An 18,328-nucleotide genomic window follows, 5' to 3' on the forward strand; every position below is an offset into this window, starting at 1 on the left:
AGCACATTCCGATGCTTGGGAGATAGATCAGCATTTGGGGGCTTATACAGAAGATAGCACCCGATGGGCAACTCATTCTGTTGTTGCCATAGCAGAAACGGTACGGGAGACGCCCCATCTTATTATTGATTGTGGCACCGAAGACCAAATGCTGGCAGAAAACGAAGCTTTACATCAAGTATTATTGAATCGCGGCATTCCTCACACCTATATTGCACGCCCAGGAAGCCACGACTGGCTTTACTGGGAAGAAGCCATTGTTCACCAATTACTATTCTTCAAAAAACTTTTTGACGAGGGTTAGAAAAGTAGGAAGTCTGAAATCAGAAGTAATTTTGATACGCGTAGTTGTTAAGGGTAGTTTTGAAATTCCCCCAGATGCCACTTGCCACTTTAAGGAGTAGATGCCATTCAGGTTATCCAAAAAATCCGAATTCCCACTTCCGACTTTGTATGATAGAATACCGAAGGCTCCTCTCCACCAACGCTGTTATTTCTCAGCAGAGACTTCTCTCGCTTCCAATGCTTCTTGTTTTTCTCTTTGAGACATTTTTTGCATTTGTTTCCAAAGGAAGAAAAAACAGATACTAGCCGAAATTACATCGGCAATAGGAAAGGCGTAAAAAATACCTTTCAGTCCCATAATAGGAGGCAGAATGAGCAACAGCGGAATCAGACAAAAACCCTGCTTGGTAAGTGTCAGTAAAAGAGCAGGCATTGCTTTGCCAATCGCTTGAAAATAAGCAGAACCAATTAACTGAAATAGGATCAAAGGAGTGGCCAAAAAGCTGGCGCGAATAGCAGGTACCGTAATGTCTATCAAGCCCTGATCATTCGTAAACAGACGAGCTATTGATGGCGTAAAAATCATAATGGCAGCAAACGTCAGGGAGGCAATAATCGTACCGCTGACCAATGAAAGGCGTATTATTTGACGTACCCGATCCCAAAGTCTAGCGCCATAATTATAACCAGCAATAGGTAGGAAGCCTTGCGTAATTCCCAAGACCGGAAAATTGGTAAACATCATCATACGCTGAATAATCCCATAGGCCGACATCGCCAGTGCACCCCCATAAGCAAAAAGGGTGTTGTTTAATACAATAGAAAGTACAGCAATTACGCCTTGCCGAGCCAAAGTGACGGACCCCAAAGAAAATATTTCTCTTACCAAGCTCCACTTTAAACGCAGATACCCCCAATTGATTTTCATCGTTGAACGCCCGCTAACAAAGAAATACCAACTGGTAAACATAGCCGCAAAACAGTAAGCTATAGTAGTGGCCCAGCCTGCACCTGCTAACCCCATGTCTAACCAAATAATAAAAATAGGATCCAGAATTAAATTCACCAAAGCTGGTACCATCATAGATATCATGGCTATCCGGGGTTGGCCTTCTGCCCTGATTACGGTATTTGACATCATCGCCCACGCCAGACAAGGAATACCTAAAAGTACAATACCAAAATATTCCTGAGCAGCAGCTAAGGTTTCTCCTTTGCCACCAAAAAGCTTGAGGATCGGATTTTGTAGTAATACGCCCAAGGCAACGACACTCACTGCGATCACAATAGTAAGCGCTACCTGATTGCCAAATGTCTCCAGTGCCCGCTGGCGGTCTCCCCTTCCTAATGCACGAGAGACAATGGAACTACCGCCAATACCAATAGCCATGCCCACGCTAGAAATCAAAAAGGTGATCGGTAAAACGACAGTGATAGCACCAATGGCAATAGGCCCAACAAAATTACCAACAAAAATAGTATCGACGATGCCATAGATAGACATCACTAAAATCCCAATGGATGCTGGGATAGCCTGCTGACTAAGCAACTGCCCGATCGGCGCTTTGCCTAGTTGTTCTGATTTTTCCATAGCTATGATCCCAGGGTTGGTAAATTACTGTAAACAGTAAAGAGCGGCCAATATAGGAACCTCAAGTCGGAATTATTGTTGTACGACTGGACTGGTTTACTGGAAAAATCTAATTTTAACAAAAACAAGAATGAATTTTAGGTATTCTTCTTAAGATGGTAGTAGAGGTAAAAGTCTCTGACAATTTTTTCATCAATTGATAAAAAAATTATCAGAGTACGAAAGGTTTGCTTGGGTTAGAAGCTATATTATTCTTTGAAATAATATAAAAACATATACGGTAGGAAGAAGGAAAGTCAAAAATAAACCCGGCTTTCACCGGGTTTCTTTAAATCTGGCATCAACTTAATGTGATGTCCCCCTTGTTAATATTTTGTAATAAGGTGTGTGCTTATTTTTCTTATGTTGCAAATGTAAACAGTAAACCAAGTACCTACAACCCCCATTTTGGGGGGTGCATCCAATTTTTTATAATATCAAGTCGTTTTTTTCACAGACCAACTATTCCCGAACAACAATGTTCCGAACTAATTCACTGATTATCACGCTTCTACTCTCCGTCGTTTCAACTGTTACAGGACAGTCAATTTCCGGACAATGGCAAGGGATCGTTTGGCAAACCAATGGCAGCGATACTTTTTCGTATGATTTACGACTACAACAGCAGGGGCAAGCGGTATCCGGGCAAGCGACTTCCAGCTCGAAGGATGGAAAAACAAGTGCCACTTTCATCATTAGTGGTCGGTGGGCTGAAGGGCAACTGCAACTACAGGAAGTTGAACAATTATCCCCCCAAAGCCCTTTGTGGTGTTTAAAGTTCATCACCGCTCGCCTAAGCAAAGATCAACGAATCATAGATGGAGATTGGAAGGCCACAGGTTGTCAACCCGGTTTTATGCGTATGACTAAAGTTGGTGGGAGCTACGAAGAGGAACTTCCCTTTAGTTATCCTGGCCGCTGGACGGGCTACCTTTCACAGTCAGATCGCGATTATGGTTTTTATTATGAACTAAACCTGACCGAAAATGGAAGAGGTAGTTCTCATATTGTCAGCGAAGGTGCTGGCGGCGAAGCAACACATGAACTGCGATGGGAAGAGACCGAAAAAGGTATACAGTTTTGGGAAGACGGGATAGCAGAACGGACCGACCCTGATTGGAAATGGTGCATGAAAAATGGACAGCTTTTGCAAAGTAGAGAGGATGGCACCTATCAGCTTTCAGGGGATTGGTCGGGGTACTTGGAGCATAAGACTCCAGCAACCGGGGCTTGTGCTCCTGGTACGGTTTTCCTTACCAAGCCCGTCATGACCCAAGTGGTCCAAGAATATGTGGACTCTCACGCCGATGCTTACCATGAAACCTCAGGTCGTACAGTAAAGGTCGATCGAATACTACAGGTGCGCAGTGATAAAATTCGAATAAAAGTATGGGACAATGGCATTGTTGATGGAGACATCTTAACCCTCTTTCTGAATGGCCAGCAGATCCTGCATGAGTACCGAGTCAATAAACGCAAGTGGAGTATTCCTGTTGATGTCCTTCAGGGTGAGAATCTCCTGATTCTACACGCTGACGACCTGGGTGACATTCCCCCAAATACGGTAGCGGTCTCCATTGATGATGGCGTTAAAGAACAAGTTATTGTCTTGAGTTCCAACCTCCGGGAAAGTGGCGCCATTTTGATCCAGCCTTTTAAAGTGAATTAGGTATGTTTTTTTCTAAACCACCAAGAACACCTTATGACTTGAACCATATAAGGAAATAGAAGAGATTATAAGAGGCATACCCGACGGAGGTTTTGAATATGAGTCATCCCGAATTTTGATTGTCATCAAAATCCGTGCTGACCAACCGCAAAACTTATCGTTAAAAACGAAACCCCATGATTTCACTAATAGAAATCATGGGGTTTCATACAAAAAGTCAGATAAATCAGTCTTTTCAGATGTTCAATGACCTTTTCTAAATTAAAATCAGGCTGGATTTTGGCCTTAGCCAAAATTCGGGATGACTTATGTTCAAATCTATCTCAAGTATGGGCCTATTGCGAATTCAACTTAATCCTCTTACCTTAGTCCTTATTATTGCGCAAAAATAAATTGAGTGTTCGCTTCGCGGCTACTTCGTGGTTTTTGAGGTTTTCCAAACAGCTAACGCGCTTGAAATGAACCGCTTCGCTAGCTGTTTGAAAAACGAATTCTCAATTTATTTTTGTGCTGTTTCTTATTTTCAAAAAGTGCAGTTGTGGATAACAAAATGCTCGATAAGGTTGCCAAACCTTTTAATGTAGAACTTCCTGAAGTCGATGGGCTCTTTGATGCGCTCGACAAAGTCCTGCCTGCTATCCGCAAGCACAGTGAAGATTTACGGGAAGAGGAGTATTATCTGGGCCGTAACTGGATTGAGCTGCGCGACGATGAAGACTTCCATGAAGTGATCCTCCACGTTTTTGACGAAGGCGGCGAATACGTTCGCTCTACCAATGGCAATATTGAGTGCGGAGAATGGCGACTGATGAACGGCAAATTTGTCTATGGTGCCAGCTCCTGCGATGCAGAAGTGTTTGACTTAGCATTTCTCGACGAAGAGTTTTTTGTCCTCAGAAAACACGGTAATGCCCGTCTGTTTGAGCGCCGCTACCACGTTTTCATCATCGAACCCCTCTATCGCAAACTGGAATGGAACGAAGCGGTGGAGTACCTTTTCGACAAATACCGCAATTCCAATGGTTTCCTGATTACGGCAGCGCTGCTGTTGGTGATGGTGATTGTGCTGGCGCTATTGTTGAGTTAGATACAATTTGCTCCGCCCCCCAATTCTCAACATAAAAAGAGCCGTCACGACTAACGTAACGGCTCTTTTTTTCTAATATCATGACAGTAGTGTGAACTGTCCTAACGAGATATTATCCCTGCATCGCCTTCAACATCGTCACTCCCAGATCTGCTGGAGAGTTGACAACGTGGATACCACATGCTTCCATGATGGCCATTTTGGCTTCAGCAGTATCGTCTTTTCCACCGATGATGGCACCAGCATGGCCCATAGTGCGTCCTTTAGGAGCCGTCTGACCAGCGATAAAGCCAACAACGGGCTTGGTACCGTGATTCTTGACGTATTCCGCAGCTTCTGCTTCCATGGTACCGCCGATCTCTCCGATCATGATGATACCGTCGGTATCAGGATCATTCATCAGGAGTTCAACAGCGTCCTTGGTGGTGGTGCCAATGATAGGGTCGCCACCGATACCGATACAGGTACTTTGGCCCATCCCCGCTTTGGTTACCTGATCCACCGCTTCGTAGGTGAGGGTACCAGAACGGCTAACGATGCCAATACGGCCAGGGTTGTGAATGAAACCTGGCATGATCCCACACTTGGCTTCTCCCGGAGTAATAACACCCGGACAGTTAGGGCCAACCAAGCGACAATCGATATCTTCGATATAAGCTTTAGCCTTTACCATATCCTGCACAGGAATACCTTCGGTGATACAGATGATCACTTTGATACCTGCTGCTGCTGCTTCCATGATCGCATCCGCCGCAAAGGGAGGGGGTACGAAAATAACAGAAGTATCTGCACCAGCTTGCACTACTGCATCTTCTACGGTGTTAAAAACCGGACGATCCAGGTGAGATTGGCCACCTTTACCGGGCGTTACACCACCTACTACGTTGGTTCCGTATTCGATCATTTGGCTGGCATGGAAGGTTCCTTCCTTACCAGTGAATCCCTGAACGATGATCTTTGAATCCTTGTTAATCAGTACAGACATGAAGCTAAGATTGTTACTTTGGTTTATATCTTGCAGCAGTAATTTACTGCTTATTTATTCTCATCCTTAATAATGAATACATCCTCGTTGTTGCGCTGCATATAGTATTTCTCGCGAGCAAAACGCTCCTTGTTGATTTCCATATCTAGGCGCTGTTCTTCTTCACGCTCGATTTGCTCTTGGTAAAAAACCTTGTCTTGTTCCAGTTTATTAACAGTACGTTGAAGGTTTATTTGCGTGAGCACATCATGGCGATCAAAAAAGATCATGAAGGCGACAAAAGCTATGGCTGTAATAAAATAGCGGTTCCGCAAGGGTGTCGGTAATTTATTCCAGAGGTCTTTTATGGCCTGATCCATAGGGTTGGGATGTATTTAAAACAGCACAAAAATAAATTATCACTTTCATTTTACGAATAGATAACTAAGCGTTTCATTTTAAGCGTGTTAACTATTCGAAAAATTCAGAGAAATGCTAATTTGTTTTTTGCGCAATAATTTCGTCGCGAAGATAAGGCTTTCTCTGAGCTTTCCAGTGAAAAACACCAGAGTTATTAGCCACAGAGACGCAGAGACACGGAGGATATTGAATTCGATTAAGCATCTGTATTGAAATACAGGCCGCTTCGCGCCTTTTGAGTATAGAGCAGAGGGGTAGAAGATGCCAGTTTTTCTAGCGTCTCCAACCTCCCTTTACCCTTTACCCCAAGTGGCGATTTCATCGCCACGCATCTCTTTACTACACTGGCTACTAGCCCAACAGTGCTTTACCAGGGTAAATTGCAGCATCAGTTAGTTCTTCTTCAATACGAAGAAGCTGGTTGTATTTCGCGACCCTGTCAGAACGAGAAGCAGAACCCGTTTTGATTTGACCAGTATTCAGTGCTACTGCTAAATCAGCGATGGTTGTATCTTCGGTTTCTCCAGAACGGTGGCTCATTACGCTGGTGTAGCTATTGCGGGTAGCAAGCTGTACCGCATCAACGGTTTCCGTAAGGGTACCAATCTGGTTCACCTTGATCAGAATACTGTTTGCAGCGCCCATTTCAATACCGCGCTGTAGGCGTTTGGTGTTGGTTACAAACAAATCATCACCAACCAATTGCACCTTGTGACCAATACGGTCAGTCATCAATTTCCAAGCATCCCAATCATCCTCATCAAGGCCGTCTTCAATTGATAGAATTGGGTATTTATTCACCCAATCTTCCCAGTAGGAAACCATATCAGATGGGCTCAGTTTTTCGCCGGTTGACTGGTGAAAGTGGTAAACATTCTCTTCTTTGTTGTAAAACTCTGAAGCAGCTGCATCCATAGCGATCATAACATCCTCGCCCGGGCGGAAGCCAGCTGCTTCGATGGCCATAAGCACGGTCTCAATCGCTTCTACATTGCTCTTGATGTTTGGCGCAAAGCCACCCTCATCACCTACGTTGGTGCTGTAACCTTTCTTTTTGAGTACGGTCTTCAGGTGGTGGAAGATTTCTACTCCCATACGTAAGCCTTCAGAAAACTGTTCAGCACCTACGGGCATGATCATAAACTCCTGAAAGTCGATACTGTTATCCGCATGAGAACCACCATTGAGGATGTTCATCATTGGTACCGGCATCACGTGTGCGTTTACCCCTCCGATATAACGGTACAAAGGCTGCTCACTGCTAGCGGCGGCGGCTTTAGCTACTGCCAAGCTTACGCCTAACATCGCATTAGCGCCCAACTTAGATTTATTAGCTGTTCCATCCAGATCAATCATGATCTGATCGATGTAACGCTGCTCATAGACACTTACGCCGATGAGTTCGTCAGCGATAACCTCTTCTACGTTACGGCAAGCCTGTAAAACGCCTTTACCCAGGAAACGCTCTTTGTCTCCATCGCGAAGTTCTACTGCTTCGTGTACGCCGGTAGACGCTCCAGAAGGAACTGCTGCACGGCCGACAATACCTTCCTCGGTTAGTACTTCTACTTCTACGGTAGGGTTGCCTCGGGAATCCAAAATTTCCCGTGAGCGAATGTCAAGAATATTACTCATCGCTTATTGTTTTTAAATTAATAATTTTAATCCTGCCGAGTTGTGGAGATGTTGCGGTGCCTCTTTGCGGGAGGCACTGTGATGCAACGTTTCTACGAATCGGCCATCAATGCCACAAACTGATCGAAAAGATAGCGGGCATCATGCGGCCCGGGGTTCGATTCGGGGTGATACTGTACAGAAAAAGCTGGTTTGCCAATCACTCGGATACCTTCAATGGTATCATCATTTAGATTAACATGGGTGATTTCTACTTTGTCTGCATTGGCTTTAATAGCGGCAGGGCTTACGCCAAAACCGTGGTTCTGGCTGGTAATTTCAGATTTGCCGGTCACCAGGTTTTTTACGGGGTGGTTAATCCCACGGTGGCCGTTATGCATTTTATAGGTAGGAATATCAAGTGCCTGAGCTAAAATCTGATGCCCCAGACAGATTCCAAATAGTGGCTTTTCAGCAGCCAAAATAGCTTTAGCTGTTTGGGTAGCATATTCCATTGGCGCTGGATCACCAGGACCATTGCTAAGGAAATAGCCATCAGCCTTGAATGCTTCCAACTCCTCCATAGACGTCTTGGCAGGAAATACTTTCATGAAACAATCCCGCTGGGCAAAACTACGCAGGATATTTTCTTTCACACCGAAATCCAGAACTGCTACCTTGTACTTAGCGTCCGATTGGCCATAGGTGTAAGATTCCTTGGTGCTTACTTTGCTGGCCAATTCCAACCCCTTCATGCTAGGGGCCTCGGCCAGGCGTTTTTTCAAAATAGCTACATCGAGTTCTTCGCTGGAAATGATGGCATTCATCGCTCCCTTGTCACGAATATGACGAACGATAGCTCTGGTATCTACATCAGAGATGCCAACCATTCCTCCTTCCTCGAAATAATCCTGAATGTTTTGGGTCGCCTGTGGGCGATGGTAAGGCACCGTAAAGTTTTTACATACCAAACCCGCTATTTTGAGCGAATTGGATTCAACTTCTTCGTTTTTTACACCATAATTCCCAATGTGTGCATTGGTCATCACGAGTATTTGTCCGAAATAAGAAGGATCAGTAAAAATTTCCTGGTAACCGGTCATTCCGGTGTTAAAACAGATTTCGCCAGTAGTAGTACCAATTTTACCAGCGGCTTTACCCCGATAAACAGTACCATCTTCCAATAACAGGATGGCGGGGGGTAGCGAAGAATTTGCCATAGATTGCGGTTTCGTTTTGACCGCACGCAAAGATAGATAAGGCTGGGTACTTTGGGTAATGAGTAGCGTTTTTTTTGAAAATTTCCTTTACTGTTGGTATTTGTAGAGGTTAAAATGCTGGAAGGTGGCATTAAGGCCTACCCAACCCTCCTTGAATAAAGGGCACTTGGGGATTGGATGCTAGAGGACGGAACCTAATCCAGCAATCAGCGCGTAAAGCGGGGCCTGTAGCTCGGCGGCCCCCGATCTTTCATCGAAAGCAGAACGAGGGATAGCGTGGAGTGAAAGCGACCAAAAACCTGGTACCGAAGTGGTGTTTGCGCAGCAATACCACTAATGGCACGGCCCCTACTCTACCTGAGAAAACACGGCTATAGCATGATCGCACTGCTACGATTAGCGAGCATGTTCGTTTCGTTTTAGCCATACATAAAAAGGGATGCCTGACATCAGCAACAAGAAGCCCCAGAAAACGACTTCCTGCCCACAGCCGATAATGATCCAGATAGAAAAACAGAAAGCCCCCAGTGCCAATAGCAGGTGAAGTTTTTTTTGTTTTGCTTTTTGGGCGAAGACCAGCAGTGCAAAACTGGCCGTAGAAAACAAGTAGGGCGTAATGACCGACAGGGTAGAAAGTGTCATCATAAACGTAAAGGCACTGACCAAAGACTCCGAGAAATTGAGCAACATCAGTAGCGACACCAAAAGGCTGGATAAAACAATACCAATAGCAGGTTGGCTGCGCCCATTGAGTCGGGCAAAGACTTTGGGGAACAAGCCATTTCTGGCCGCAGCAAGTGGAATTTGGCCCTGAATCAGCAACCAGCCGTTGAGCGCCCCCATGGTAGCGATGATTGCTCCGGCGGCAACAATGTATTCTGCGGTATCACCCCAAAACAAGGCTGCAGCATCGGCAAAGGGAGCGGTGGAGTTGGCCAACACCTCGGGCGGCACGATCCCCATGACGGCAGCCGAACTAAGGATGTAGAGGACGACGGTAAGCAGAGTTCCATAAATGGTAGCCCGGCGAATAGTGGTTTTGGCATTGCTGACCTTGGTGGCCGGAATTGTGGCGCTTTCCATGCCCAGGTAGGCAAACAAAGTGAGGGTAGTAGTGGTAGTAATAGCCGACCAATTGGAGCTTCCGCTTTGATTAAAAGGAATAAAATGCTCGACTTTGAAGTAAAAAATTCCAATAAAGCCAATTAACAGGATGGGCACCAGCTTGAGTATCGTTGTAATCAATTGCACCCACCCTACAGTATGAATACTGCGGGTATTGACGTAGCTAAAAAACCAGATAAAAGCGAGACCGGTAAGAATTGCCAATTGAGGTTCGACCTTCAAAATGGGGAAGAAAACACCAAGGTAGCCCACCAGAGCTACCGTAATTGCTGCATTTGTACTCCAAATAGACACCCAATAGCCCCAAGCGACCAGATAGGCCGGAAACTCGCCCAAACCTACACGGGTATAGGCATAAGGGCCGCCGTCTGCCTCCGGCAACCATTTGCTAAGGTTACCGAAAACCACGGCTAAAAGAATTGCGCCTAACGATGAAAACACCCAACCGACCAAGCTGATGCCTCCGTAAATAGCCAGAGAGGCTGGTAAGAGAAAAATGCCAGAGCCTACCATGTTCCCTACGACCAGTGCAAGGCTGGCTCCAAATCCAAGCTTTTCGTTAGGCATTTTACGAAAAGGTACAAAGATTTCAATCTATCTCCCAGCCGTGCTTTTCCCAATCCTCTTCGTAATCGATATCAGAAAGAACAGGGAGGAGTGCGTGCGACCACTCATTACTGCTTATGATTTCTAACGTCTGAGGCAGTACCGTTTCGGTACTCCACGCTACATTTTGAAAAACTTCGGGATGAAATTTCTTCATTCCCAACAAATAGTAACCACCATCTTCCGCGGGGCCAATGACAAAATCATTGGCCTCCAATTTCTTGATACCTTGTTCTACGATAGCGGGGGTTAGTTGAGCGCAATCGCTACCGATAATTAAAACGGGGCCGCCATTTTCTTCAAAAGCCTGCTGAAAAGCGGCCGTCATACGGTCTCCCAAGCCACCAGAAACCTGTAGATACTTTGAGAAATCTTGATTGGGCCAATCATCTTTTTCATCGATAAACGAGCTATAAAAGAGCATTCGCTGCGCATCAACCGCTTGTGTCAGTTGGCAAGTATGACCAAGTAGCGCGCGGTAAATTTTCAGTGCCCGTTCAGGGCCGACCGTCTGCGCGAGGCGAGTTTTTGCCTTGCCGAGTTCGGGGTTTTTTATAAAAATAAGCAGTGTAGGGCGGTTGGCCATAGCGTTGTATGATAATTTGGAGGCACAAAAGTAGAGATTCCTCTTTTAATCGCGATCATAGATGGTTCCCTCCTTGTGTTTTAGTAGCCCGCCGGGTTTCTTTCGGAAGACCGCCACAATCTCAGCAGCAATAGATAAAGCAATTTCGCTGGGAGATTCTGCACCAACTTCCAAGCCGGTAGGTGCGTGGAGGAAATCCATGTTTTCGAGGTCTATCCTTAGGTCATCCTGCATTTTCAGGAGGCGCTTTTTGGGGCCGAGCATCCCCATATACGGAGGGCACTTGGCTGCAAAAAGAGGAAGCATGGCTTTGTCTTTATTATAATCATGCGACATGAGCATTACTGCCGTATAATCATGCACAGGCAGCTCGTCTACCTGATCATAATCTACCACTCGTTTTGCCATTTCGAACATGGCTTTTGACATTTTTTTTGCTTTGCCAACTAGGTAAGTTTCCCAGCCCAGCTCTTTGGCAATCCCCAGCATAGCCAATACATCGTAATTGTCACCAACGATGATCAACCGGGTTTCCGGGCGGATGAATTCTACCAGTAACTTCACTGGTTGCCCATTCACATTGCATGCAAAGAGACGGGGCTTTTTTTTGCTCAAGGTTTCCTTTACATAAGGAATGAGCGTGTGAGTCTCAATACCTACAAAAGAAGCTGGATGGCTAAAATCTTCTACCAATTGATGTTCACCCAGCAGGCCGCTATCGTCAGGAGCCTCAATAATTTTGAGCATGATCGCGGGCTGGTCGGCATCTATGATACGCTTGAGTTGAGTGATTTCATTGCGGGGATCAGTAGGATCGAGTGGGGTAAATACGACTTCGATGCGCCCATTACAACCGAGGCCTACGCCGATCTGGTTTTCGTCGTCGTCCATGGTATCGTACAAAACCCTGGTGGCTTCATTTTTAAAGATGGCCATTTGTGAGCGCTGCAATGCATCCCGTTCCAAGCAACCACCACTGATGCCGCCCGTCCATACCCCGTTGCTGCGCACCAGCATCCGAGCACCGATTCGCCTATAAGAGGATTCTTCTACATTAACGACCGAAGCCAGTGCCGCTTTTTCGGTGCTAAAATCAATCTGCTCATATTCCTGAATAATTCTTCTAATTTCTTTCACGCTTGGATATAACTTAGTAATACTCTGACCTATTTATTTTTGGGGCCATGCCTTCTCCCGTCCCGACTTTTCTAGTCGGAACGGGATCGGCACCGGGCTGTCGGTCGCTACCGCTCCTGCCCATCCCTTGTCCTTGGTCGCTCCACGCCCCGTGCTTCGGCCTGCTGGCCTGCGCACCTAACTTTGACAGGGACTTTACTTCCGTAAATCCTGGTAATGTAACGCCTTAAAATCAATTTTTCCATTGCGCTTTTTGATATGCTCAATTACCTGAACCGCTCGCCAGATACGGTCATCGCTATCAGTGCCCTGGCTGACGACATAAAGCATCGTCCGTAATTTACCTGCGGAAAGCGCGTGAAAAACCTTATCTCCTTCTGGGTCTTCCGCAAGTACTGCGGCCATTTCTTCGGGCATAGGCAAACCATACTTGCTATCGTCTGGAAATAACTCCGTGACGATGGTTTTGCCTTCCTCCAAAGCCAGCTTTTTTATCCTTCCCTGATTGACTTTGATAACGTAAACGCCATCGCCAATAGGCGTAAGGGCACACTGATGAGGGTCCTGTCCATTGAGGATACAAACTACCCGTTTTTTGGTGGGACTGGCAAGAAAGGCAGCCGTAACATCGGCAGGAACCCTGACCTGCCAATTGAATAATTTGGAGCTGGCGGCTTCGAGTGGCGCAGAAAACTGAAATTTCATGGTCTCAAATTGGTGACGTTATAGACAAATAGCGGTCTGAATAAAAGTGACTGTACTTTCTCTAAAGTAGCCACTTTCCCTTAATTTTGGCTAAAATCTTTATTTTTCGCACAAGCTGCAATGATTTGTAAGCTGTATTGAAAAAAAATAAAACAACGATATGAAATCTATTACCACTATTGGTGTTGTCTTGGTACTATTGTTACTTCTTTTCATGGGTGGATGCAGTAGCTATAACGGCTTTGTGGATTCAGAAGAGAATGTAGACCAAGCCTGGGCCAATGTTCAAACGCAGTATCAGCGGAGGACCGACTTGATTACAAACCTTGTGAATACCGTAAAAGGAGCAGCCAATTTCGAAAAAGAGACGCTAGAGGCTGTTGTTAATGCCCGCGCCAAAGCTACCAGTGTAAACATTGACCCCAGTAACCTGACTGCTGACAAGCTTCAAGAATTTCAGGCGGCACAATCTCAGCTAGGCCAATCTTTGGGCCGCTTATTGGTAACTGTTGAGAAATATCCGGAGTTACAAGCCAATGCCAACTTCCGTGATTTACAGACTCAACTGGAAGGCACTGAAAATCGCGTTGCGGTATCTCGCCAAAACTTCAATGAAGTAGTAACGGGTTACAACAAGCAAGTACGCCGATTCCCTGGTAGCTTCTTTGCCAGCATATTTGGCTTTAGCGAAAAAGCACAATTTGAAGCGCAAGCTGGTTCAGAAAATGCGCCCGCTGTTAATTTTGATTAGAGCTTGTTTGGAAATTTTGCGAACTGATTTCCAAACAATCTCTTAAAAAAATGCGGACCGACTTTGGGAGGGTAGCACGGCGCAGCGGAGCGAGCACAGCCAGGGATAGAAGCGGTATGCAATGCGCAGCACTGCATAAGAGCGTATAGCCCGCTCCCGCCCTTCGGGCCGGGAGGATGCCTAAAAAAGAGACAAGATGTTGCGCTGCAATATCTGTACACATAAAAAAGATGGAGACGTTGCTATGCGGCGTTTCCACTTTTTTTTGCCCATTTTCATTTTTGGCACGCTTTTGGATTGAGGAGTACTTGAACACTATTTCAAGAAAAATTTCCAAAATCTAACCCAAGATGAATAAAGTATTTCGCTCCTTTTTGATGATGGCTGTTGTGATGATCTTGTGTGGCACAGGATTGAATGCTCAGCGCGCTATCTTTGTTGAAGAATCGTTCGCCGACGAAGACTTTGACCTTTCTAATTCAGAACTCCCTTCCTGGGAAATCATTCAAGGTGGCCCCGGCAAGGATGGCATTCCTTCCTTGACCGACCCTCATTTCACCTCTGCGCGGTCAGACAAGTGGCTCACAGAAGAAGATCTGGTGATCGGTGTAACCAGGAACGGCGTAACCAAAGCCTACCCCATTCGCGTACTCAACTACCATGAAATTATCAATGATGATTTTAAGGGAGAGCGCGTAGCCATTACTTACAGTCCATTGTGTGGCAGTGCGATGGCTTACCGTACCGAAGCCCACGAACAGACCTGGGAGCTGGCCGTATCTGGCTTACTCTACAACAACAACGCCCTGTATTTCGATCGGGAAACAGAAAGCCTATGGTCGCAGACCTTGGGGCGTGCAGTAGCTGGCCCAGTGGCAGGTGCTCAACTTGATCTACTACCTACTACGCTAACGACATGGGGGGAATGGCAAGAACGCCACCCTGAAACGTTGCTCCTGGCCGAAGAAACCGGCTATACCCGCAACTATGATGTGGATGCTTATGCCTACTACGGCACTACCGACCGACTGATGTTTCCGATGAACGCTAGCGACGATCGCTTACAGCTTAAAGAAAGAATCGTAGGTGTACAAGTTGATGGTGTATACAAAGCATACCCTTACGCTGTACTCGAAAAAGCGGAAAATCAAATCACACTAGACATGGTCAATGGACAGGAAGTAAGCATTGAGTTTGTCGCTACTGCACAAGCTGCTTACGTAACCGACCTGGAAGGAAACCCACTGCCAAGTGCCAGCATGTACTGGTTCTCTTGGTCGGCTGCTCACCCTGGCACCGAGGTGTACAGCATCCCCGAAGGAGCTACAAGCTTATCCATGAGTGTTGGTGATTAAGAGCATTCGAAAAAATAAATGTTTTATCCAATCACCCTTTATTGCGCAGAAAATAAATGACAATTTTTTTTGAATTTTTCAAATAGTTAAAACACTTTAAATGANNTGAAGCGTTTATTCAACTATTACGAAAAACAACCACGTAGTAGACGCGAAGCGAAATTGCATATAATTTTCGTGCTGCCCTTTAGGCACAAACCGGACATAAACGATTGGATTGTTGATGAGTGGGCCCACTGATGGTGGGCCTGCTTTTTTTATTCAAAAGAAAGGTATGGCTTGATTTTCTGCTTAGTTTGTTCTTCCAAACCATACAGTTTATCCAGATCAGCAGTGGCCGCATACGCCCCATGTTCCTCGCGATAACTGACGATCATGCGGGCATCGCTGAAGCGGAGGTAGGGATGAGTGGCCAATTCTTCCACCGTAGCGGTGTTGATTTTTAGCTTTCGCAAAATAGGTGAAGGCCTCAACTGTAGGGAGATTTTTTGGAAAACACTATCTGGCAGCCCGTAAGTTTCGCTGACTTGCTGTACGCTTTGAAAGCCGCCCAGCTTATCTCTAAAATTGACAATACGCTTACTGAATGCAGGGCCGATGCCTCGTAATTCTTGCCATTCGGCGGCACTGGCCTGATTAATATCGACGACGACCTTGGTGGAAACATCTTCATAAGTGCGTGGAGTATCATCGGCGCTGGCGAAAGCATCATTCGCAGTCTCAGGTAGTTCTACATACGGTAGCAAGCGTTCAAAATCAGTTGTGGACAATCCATAGACCTTCTGTATTTCCTCTGGCTTTCGAAATCTTCCACCACTAGCTATAAAGCGGGTCCAATTGTGAGCAACCTTCTCTGAAATGCCCATTGTTTGCAGGGTGTTTTTGCTTACATCATTTGGGTTAAAGATCTGCATTATCGGCGCAGCCGTAGGGGGCGCATCCTGTTGAGCAGCAGCATCTGTTTCATTTCCAAAAGCTAGATAAGGTTTAAGCGCTGAACGTTCTTGTTCAGAGAGCGCCCGGAATTTCTCAACGTCTTGCCACGATTTGAATGCTCCTCCCTTGCGTATATAACTCAGCCAGGAACGAATACTTCCCGCCGATACACCCAGCGCCTGAAGATCTTCTTTGGTCGCTTGATTAGGATCAAAAGTATGGGGAGATAAAGCCGCCCCGTTAGTTTGTGCGATAGCATTTTCTTTATCAGACACGGGAGCATTCCCCCGCTTGCTGACTTCTTCAACAAAAGATGAAAAGTCGACAGGATCGTGTTGGCTGCGATCAGGTAGAAAGCCTGGCAAAATGAAAAGCACCACGCAGAGAGTAATCAATACAATGATGCCTATTCGTTCTCCCTTGCTGAAATAAAAAAAGTGATTGTCCATGGTCCTTTTATTGCGCAGAAAATAAAATGCGATTCTCTTTAGGTTTTTCAAATAGTTAAAACACTTTAAATGAAGCGTTTATTCAACTATTATGAAAAACAGAATCGCTTTTTATTTTCGTGCTGTTCCTTATTTTCGTGCTGTTCCTTAAAATTCTTTCTGAAAAGCACCATCTCTGGCGGTCCAGTGTACAGAAAGCCCTAAACCTTCAGCCTCTTGTAACCATTTAGTGACCTGTCCTGGGTAATTGGAGCCATCAAAAATCCAGGTATCTGCTGAAAAATGGGTTGATAAATCAGCCAATGTGACCCTCGGAGCATCCTGAATAAGTACCAAATCTACCTTTAGCTTGTTTTCTGGAGTAAGTCCAGGATTCCAGTCTCGATCAATGATGACCAAACGCTGATTATAAAAAGCAAATACGGGGGATTGTTCGTACCAGTGGAGCGGTGTTTCCATTGCTGGCCAACGCGTCACTCCCCTTTTCTCTCTGTGCGGATTTACTGCCCAATCAAGGGCAGGATCATCCTCTTCAACACTGGAAATGCTATAGCGATGATAGCCATCAAAGGCATCCACAACAGAAGCTTTGTAGAGATGATAGACCGTCCAGGATCGCTGTTGTGCCAAATCGGCTTTGGTGAACACATTGATTGCCAGTGCCAAAATCAATGCCGACAAGCCGGTAAAGAGGTAAGTAATTCGACGATGAGCACTGTACCAAGCCAAGAAAAACAAACACACAAATAGGAAAAACAGCAACCATTCACTGATCCAGATGCCACTAAGAAGATGGCCAGGAAGTTTTTGTATCGTAAAAATGAAGGCATTATTTAGCCAAATAATACCAAGTAAGAGCTTGCCCAACAAGGTAGCTAGTGGCGTAATCCAATGTAGTAGAAATAACGAAATCCCTAACCCGAGAATAAACGATGCCGCAAGCACAACAACCAGGCCTGTAAGCAAAAAGTAAAGCGGAAACTGATGAAAATAATATAAACTGAGTGGAAAAGTAGTGAGTTGGGCAGCAATAGCCACTGTCGTCAAACTCCAGGCATAGTCAACGATTTTGAATGGTGAATACCAAAGTCTATACAAACGTGGCTGGAAAAAGACGATCCCCAACAACGCCAAGTACGACAATTGGAACCCAATATCAAACAGTAGGTAAGGGTCAATAAGCAAAAGTAGTAAAGCAGAAGCGCCAAGAGAATTATAAATACTAGCCCGCCTACCCAGAGTTTGGCCCAGCCAAAGAAAACTGAACATTACCGCCGCACGCTGCACCGATGGCGACAGCCCTGTAACTAAGGCAAAACCCCAAATTCCTGTCAAAATGAGCAGCAATCGTATCCATTTCCATCCTGATCTTTTAAACGGTCCCCAACCAAACAACAAACCCAAGCCCCAGGCAACAAACCCTAGATGGAGGCCCGAAACCGCCAAGACGTGTACAGCGCCGGTTTCGGCATAAGCATTACGTAGGTCGGTGCTTAATTCATCTCGTTTCCCAAGAATCAAGGCCGCACCGACTGCCAGTTCGTTAGAGCCCGTTGGCAGATGCTGGCGCAAAATTTTGAGTAGATCTTCCCGGTATTGATAAGCCAATCCTCGTAAAGAGAGTTTTGGATTTACCAACATCCAGTCTTGCTCAGATATTCGAGCCTGATGGTAAACGCCCTTACGTGCCTGCCATTCCGAAAAATCGAAGGCATCGGGATTTAAAGGGGCTGTAATCCGCTCTGGGGCTGCTTTGAATTGAATTTCTTGGCCAGGCAATAACTTGATA

The 18,328-nt window shown here is 45.6% G+C and carries 15 protein-coding genes and 1 pseudogene; 5 read left to right on the forward strand and 11 right to left on the reverse strand.

Annotated elements, in window-relative coordinates; all coding sequences use genetic code 11:
* A pseudogene (locus ACRBG0_RS12535) lies at positions 1-304 on the forward strand (esterase family protein); the annotation flags it as partial.
* Positions 305-490: 186 nt separating this feature from the next.
* Here ACRBG0_RS12535 and ACRBG0_RS12540 read toward each other — a convergent pair.
* On the reverse strand, positions 491-1,876 hold the full coding sequence (locus ACRBG0_RS12540) for an MATE family efflux transporter (RefSeq protein ID WP_431487219.1): 1,386 nt from the start codon (positions 1,874-1,876) through the stop codon (positions 491-493).
* A gap of 517 nt (positions 1,877-2,393) precedes the next feature.
* Here ACRBG0_RS12540 and ACRBG0_RS12545 point away from each other — a divergent pair.
* The gene (locus ACRBG0_RS12545) at positions 2,394-3,584 is read left to right on the forward strand and encodes a hypothetical protein (protein ID WP_431487220.1); all 1,191 of its coding nucleotides are present in this window, start codon (positions 2,394-2,396) and stop codon (positions 3,582-3,584) included.
* Positions 3,585-4,122: 538 nt separating this feature from the next.
* On the forward strand, positions 4,123-4,671 hold the full coding sequence (locus tag ACRBG0_RS12550) for a hypothetical protein (protein ID WP_156825628.1): 549 nt from the start codon (positions 4,123-4,125) through the stop codon (positions 4,669-4,671).
* A 112-nt stretch (positions 4,672-4,783) separates the two neighbouring features.
* On the opposite strand, the gene sucD is transcribed toward ACRBG0_RS12550, so the two are convergent.
* The 8 genes from sucD to ACRBG0_RS12590 all read right to left on the reverse strand — a co-directional run bounded on the left by sucD (position 4,784) and on the right by ACRBG0_RS12590 (position 13,048).
* Positions 4,784-5,656 (reverse strand): succinate--CoA ligase subunit alpha, encoded by an 873-nt coding sequence (gene sucD, locus ACRBG0_RS12555; protein ID WP_020534611.1) that lies wholly within the window; start codon positions 5,654-5,656, stop codon positions 4,784-4,786.
* A 50-nt stretch (positions 5,657-5,706) separates the two neighbouring features.
* Entirely contained in the window at positions 5,707-6,015 is a 309-nt protein-coding gene (locus tag ACRBG0_RS12560) for a hypothetical protein (RefSeq protein ID WP_431487221.1), read from the reverse strand.
* A gap of 391 nt (positions 6,016-6,406) precedes the next feature.
* Positions 6,407-7,690 carry a phosphopyruvate hydratase gene (gene eno, locus ACRBG0_RS12565; RefSeq protein WP_431487222.1) on the reverse strand — a complete coding sequence of 428 codons (1,284 nt, stop codon included), beginning with the start codon at positions 7,688-7,690 and terminating at the stop codon, positions 6,407-6,409.
* A 92-nt stretch (positions 7,691-7,782) separates the two neighbouring features.
* Complete coding sequence (gene carA / locus ACRBG0_RS12570) at positions 7,783-8,889, reverse strand: glutamine-hydrolyzing carbamoyl-phosphate synthase small subunit (protein WP_431487223.1); 1,107 nt, start codon at positions 8,887-8,889, stop codon at positions 7,783-7,785.
* A 396-nt stretch (positions 8,890-9,285) separates the two neighbouring features.
* Entirely contained in the window at positions 9,286-10,581 is a 1,296-nt protein-coding gene (locus ACRBG0_RS12575; RefSeq protein WP_431487224.1) for an amino acid permease, read from the reverse strand.
* Between the two features lie 22 nt (positions 10,582-10,603).
* Entirely contained in the window at positions 10,604-11,206 is a 603-nt protein-coding gene (locus ACRBG0_RS12580; protein WP_431487225.1) for a TIGR04282 family arsenosugar biosynthesis glycosyltransferase, read from the reverse strand.
* Between the two features lie 45 nt (positions 11,207-11,251).
* The gene (locus tag ACRBG0_RS12585) at positions 11,252-12,343 is read right to left on the reverse strand and encodes an XdhC family protein (protein WP_431487226.1); all 1,092 of its coding nucleotides are present in this window, start codon (positions 12,341-12,343) and stop codon (positions 11,252-11,254) included.
* A gap of 195 nt (positions 12,344-12,538) precedes the next feature.
* Complete coding sequence (locus ACRBG0_RS12590) at positions 12,539-13,048, reverse strand: DUF1905 domain-containing protein (RefSeq protein WP_431487227.1); 510 nt, start codon at positions 13,046-13,048, stop codon at positions 12,539-12,541.
* 160 nt (positions 13,049-13,208) lie between these two features.
* Between ACRBG0_RS12590 and ACRBG0_RS12595 the strand changes: the two genes are divergently transcribed.
* On the forward strand, positions 13,209-13,799 hold the full coding sequence (locus ACRBG0_RS12595; RefSeq protein WP_431487228.1) for a LemA family protein: 591 nt from the start codon (positions 13,209-13,211) through the stop codon (positions 13,797-13,799).
* A 350-nt stretch (positions 13,800-14,149) separates the two neighbouring features.
* Positions 14,150-15,154 (forward strand): DUF3179 domain-containing protein, encoded by a 1,005-nt coding sequence (locus ACRBG0_RS12600; RefSeq protein ID WP_431487229.1) that lies wholly within the window; start codon positions 14,150-14,152, stop codon positions 15,152-15,154.
* Positions 15,155-15,411: 257 nt separating this feature from the next.
* Here ACRBG0_RS12600 and ACRBG0_RS12605 read toward each other — a convergent pair whose 3' ends face one another.
* Entirely contained in the window at positions 15,412-16,539 is a 1,128-nt protein-coding gene (locus tag ACRBG0_RS12605) for a helix-hairpin-helix domain-containing protein (RefSeq protein WP_431487230.1), read from the reverse strand.
* A 147-nt stretch (positions 16,540-16,686) separates the two neighbouring features.
* Positions 16,687-18,328: ComEC/Rec2 family competence protein (locus ACRBG0_RS12610; protein WP_431487231.1), on the reverse strand; the 1,642-nt coding region annotated here is incomplete at its 5' end.

This window comes from Lewinella sp. (genome assembly GCF_050633125.1).
Classification (GTDB): domain Bacteria; phylum Bacteroidota; class Bacteroidia; order Chitinophagales; family Saprospiraceae; genus Lewinella.

What these genes read in the sequence shown, in the direction of transcription:
- ACRBG0_RS12540 (WP_431487219.1), bottom strand. Translation starts at nt 1,876, where the DNA reads ATGGAAAAATCAGAACAACTAGGCAAAGCGCCGATCGGGCAGTTGCTT.
- ACRBG0_RS12545 (WP_431487220.1), top strand. Translation starts at nt 2,394, where the DNA reads ATGTTCCGAACTAATTCACTGATTATCACGCTTCTACTCTCCGTCGTT.
- sucD (WP_020534611.1), bottom strand. Translation starts at nt 5,656, where the DNA reads ATGTCTGTACTGATTAACAAGGATTCAAAGATCATCGTTCAGGGATTC.
- ACRBG0_RS12560 (WP_431487221.1), bottom strand. Translation starts at nt 6,015, where the DNA reads ATGGATCAGGCCATAAAAGACCTCTGGAATAAATTACCGACACCCTTG.
- eno (WP_431487222.1), bottom strand. Translation starts at nt 7,690, where the DNA reads ATGAGTAATATTCTTGACATTCGCTCACGGGAAATTTTGGATTCCCGA.
- carA (WP_431487223.1), bottom strand. Translation starts at nt 8,889, where the DNA reads ATGGCAAATTCTTCGCTACCCCCCGCCATCCTGTTATTGGAAGATGGT.
- ACRBG0_RS12575 (WP_431487224.1), bottom strand. Translation starts at nt 10,581, where the DNA reads ATGCCTAACGAAAAGCTTGGATTTGGAGCCAGCCTTGCACTGGTCGTA.
- ACRBG0_RS12580 (WP_431487225.1), bottom strand. Translation starts at nt 11,206, where the DNA reads ATGGCCAACCGCCCTACACTGCTTATTTTTATAAAAAACCCCGAACTC.
- ACRBG0_RS12590 (WP_431487227.1), bottom strand. Translation starts at nt 13,048, where the DNA reads ATGAAATTTCAGTTTTCTGCGCCACTCGAAGCCGCCAGCTCCAAATTA.
- ACRBG0_RS12595 (WP_431487228.1), top strand. Translation starts at nt 13,209, where the DNA reads ATGAAATCTATTACCACTATTGGTGTTGTCTTGGTACTATTGTTACTT.
- ACRBG0_RS12600 (WP_431487229.1), top strand. Translation starts at nt 14,150, where the DNA reads ATGAATAAAGTATTTCGCTCCTTTTTGATGATGGCTGTTGTGATGATC.
- ACRBG0_RS12605 (WP_431487230.1), bottom strand. Translation starts at nt 16,539, where the DNA reads ATGGACAATCACTTTTTTTATTTCAGCAAGGGAGAACGAATAGGCATC.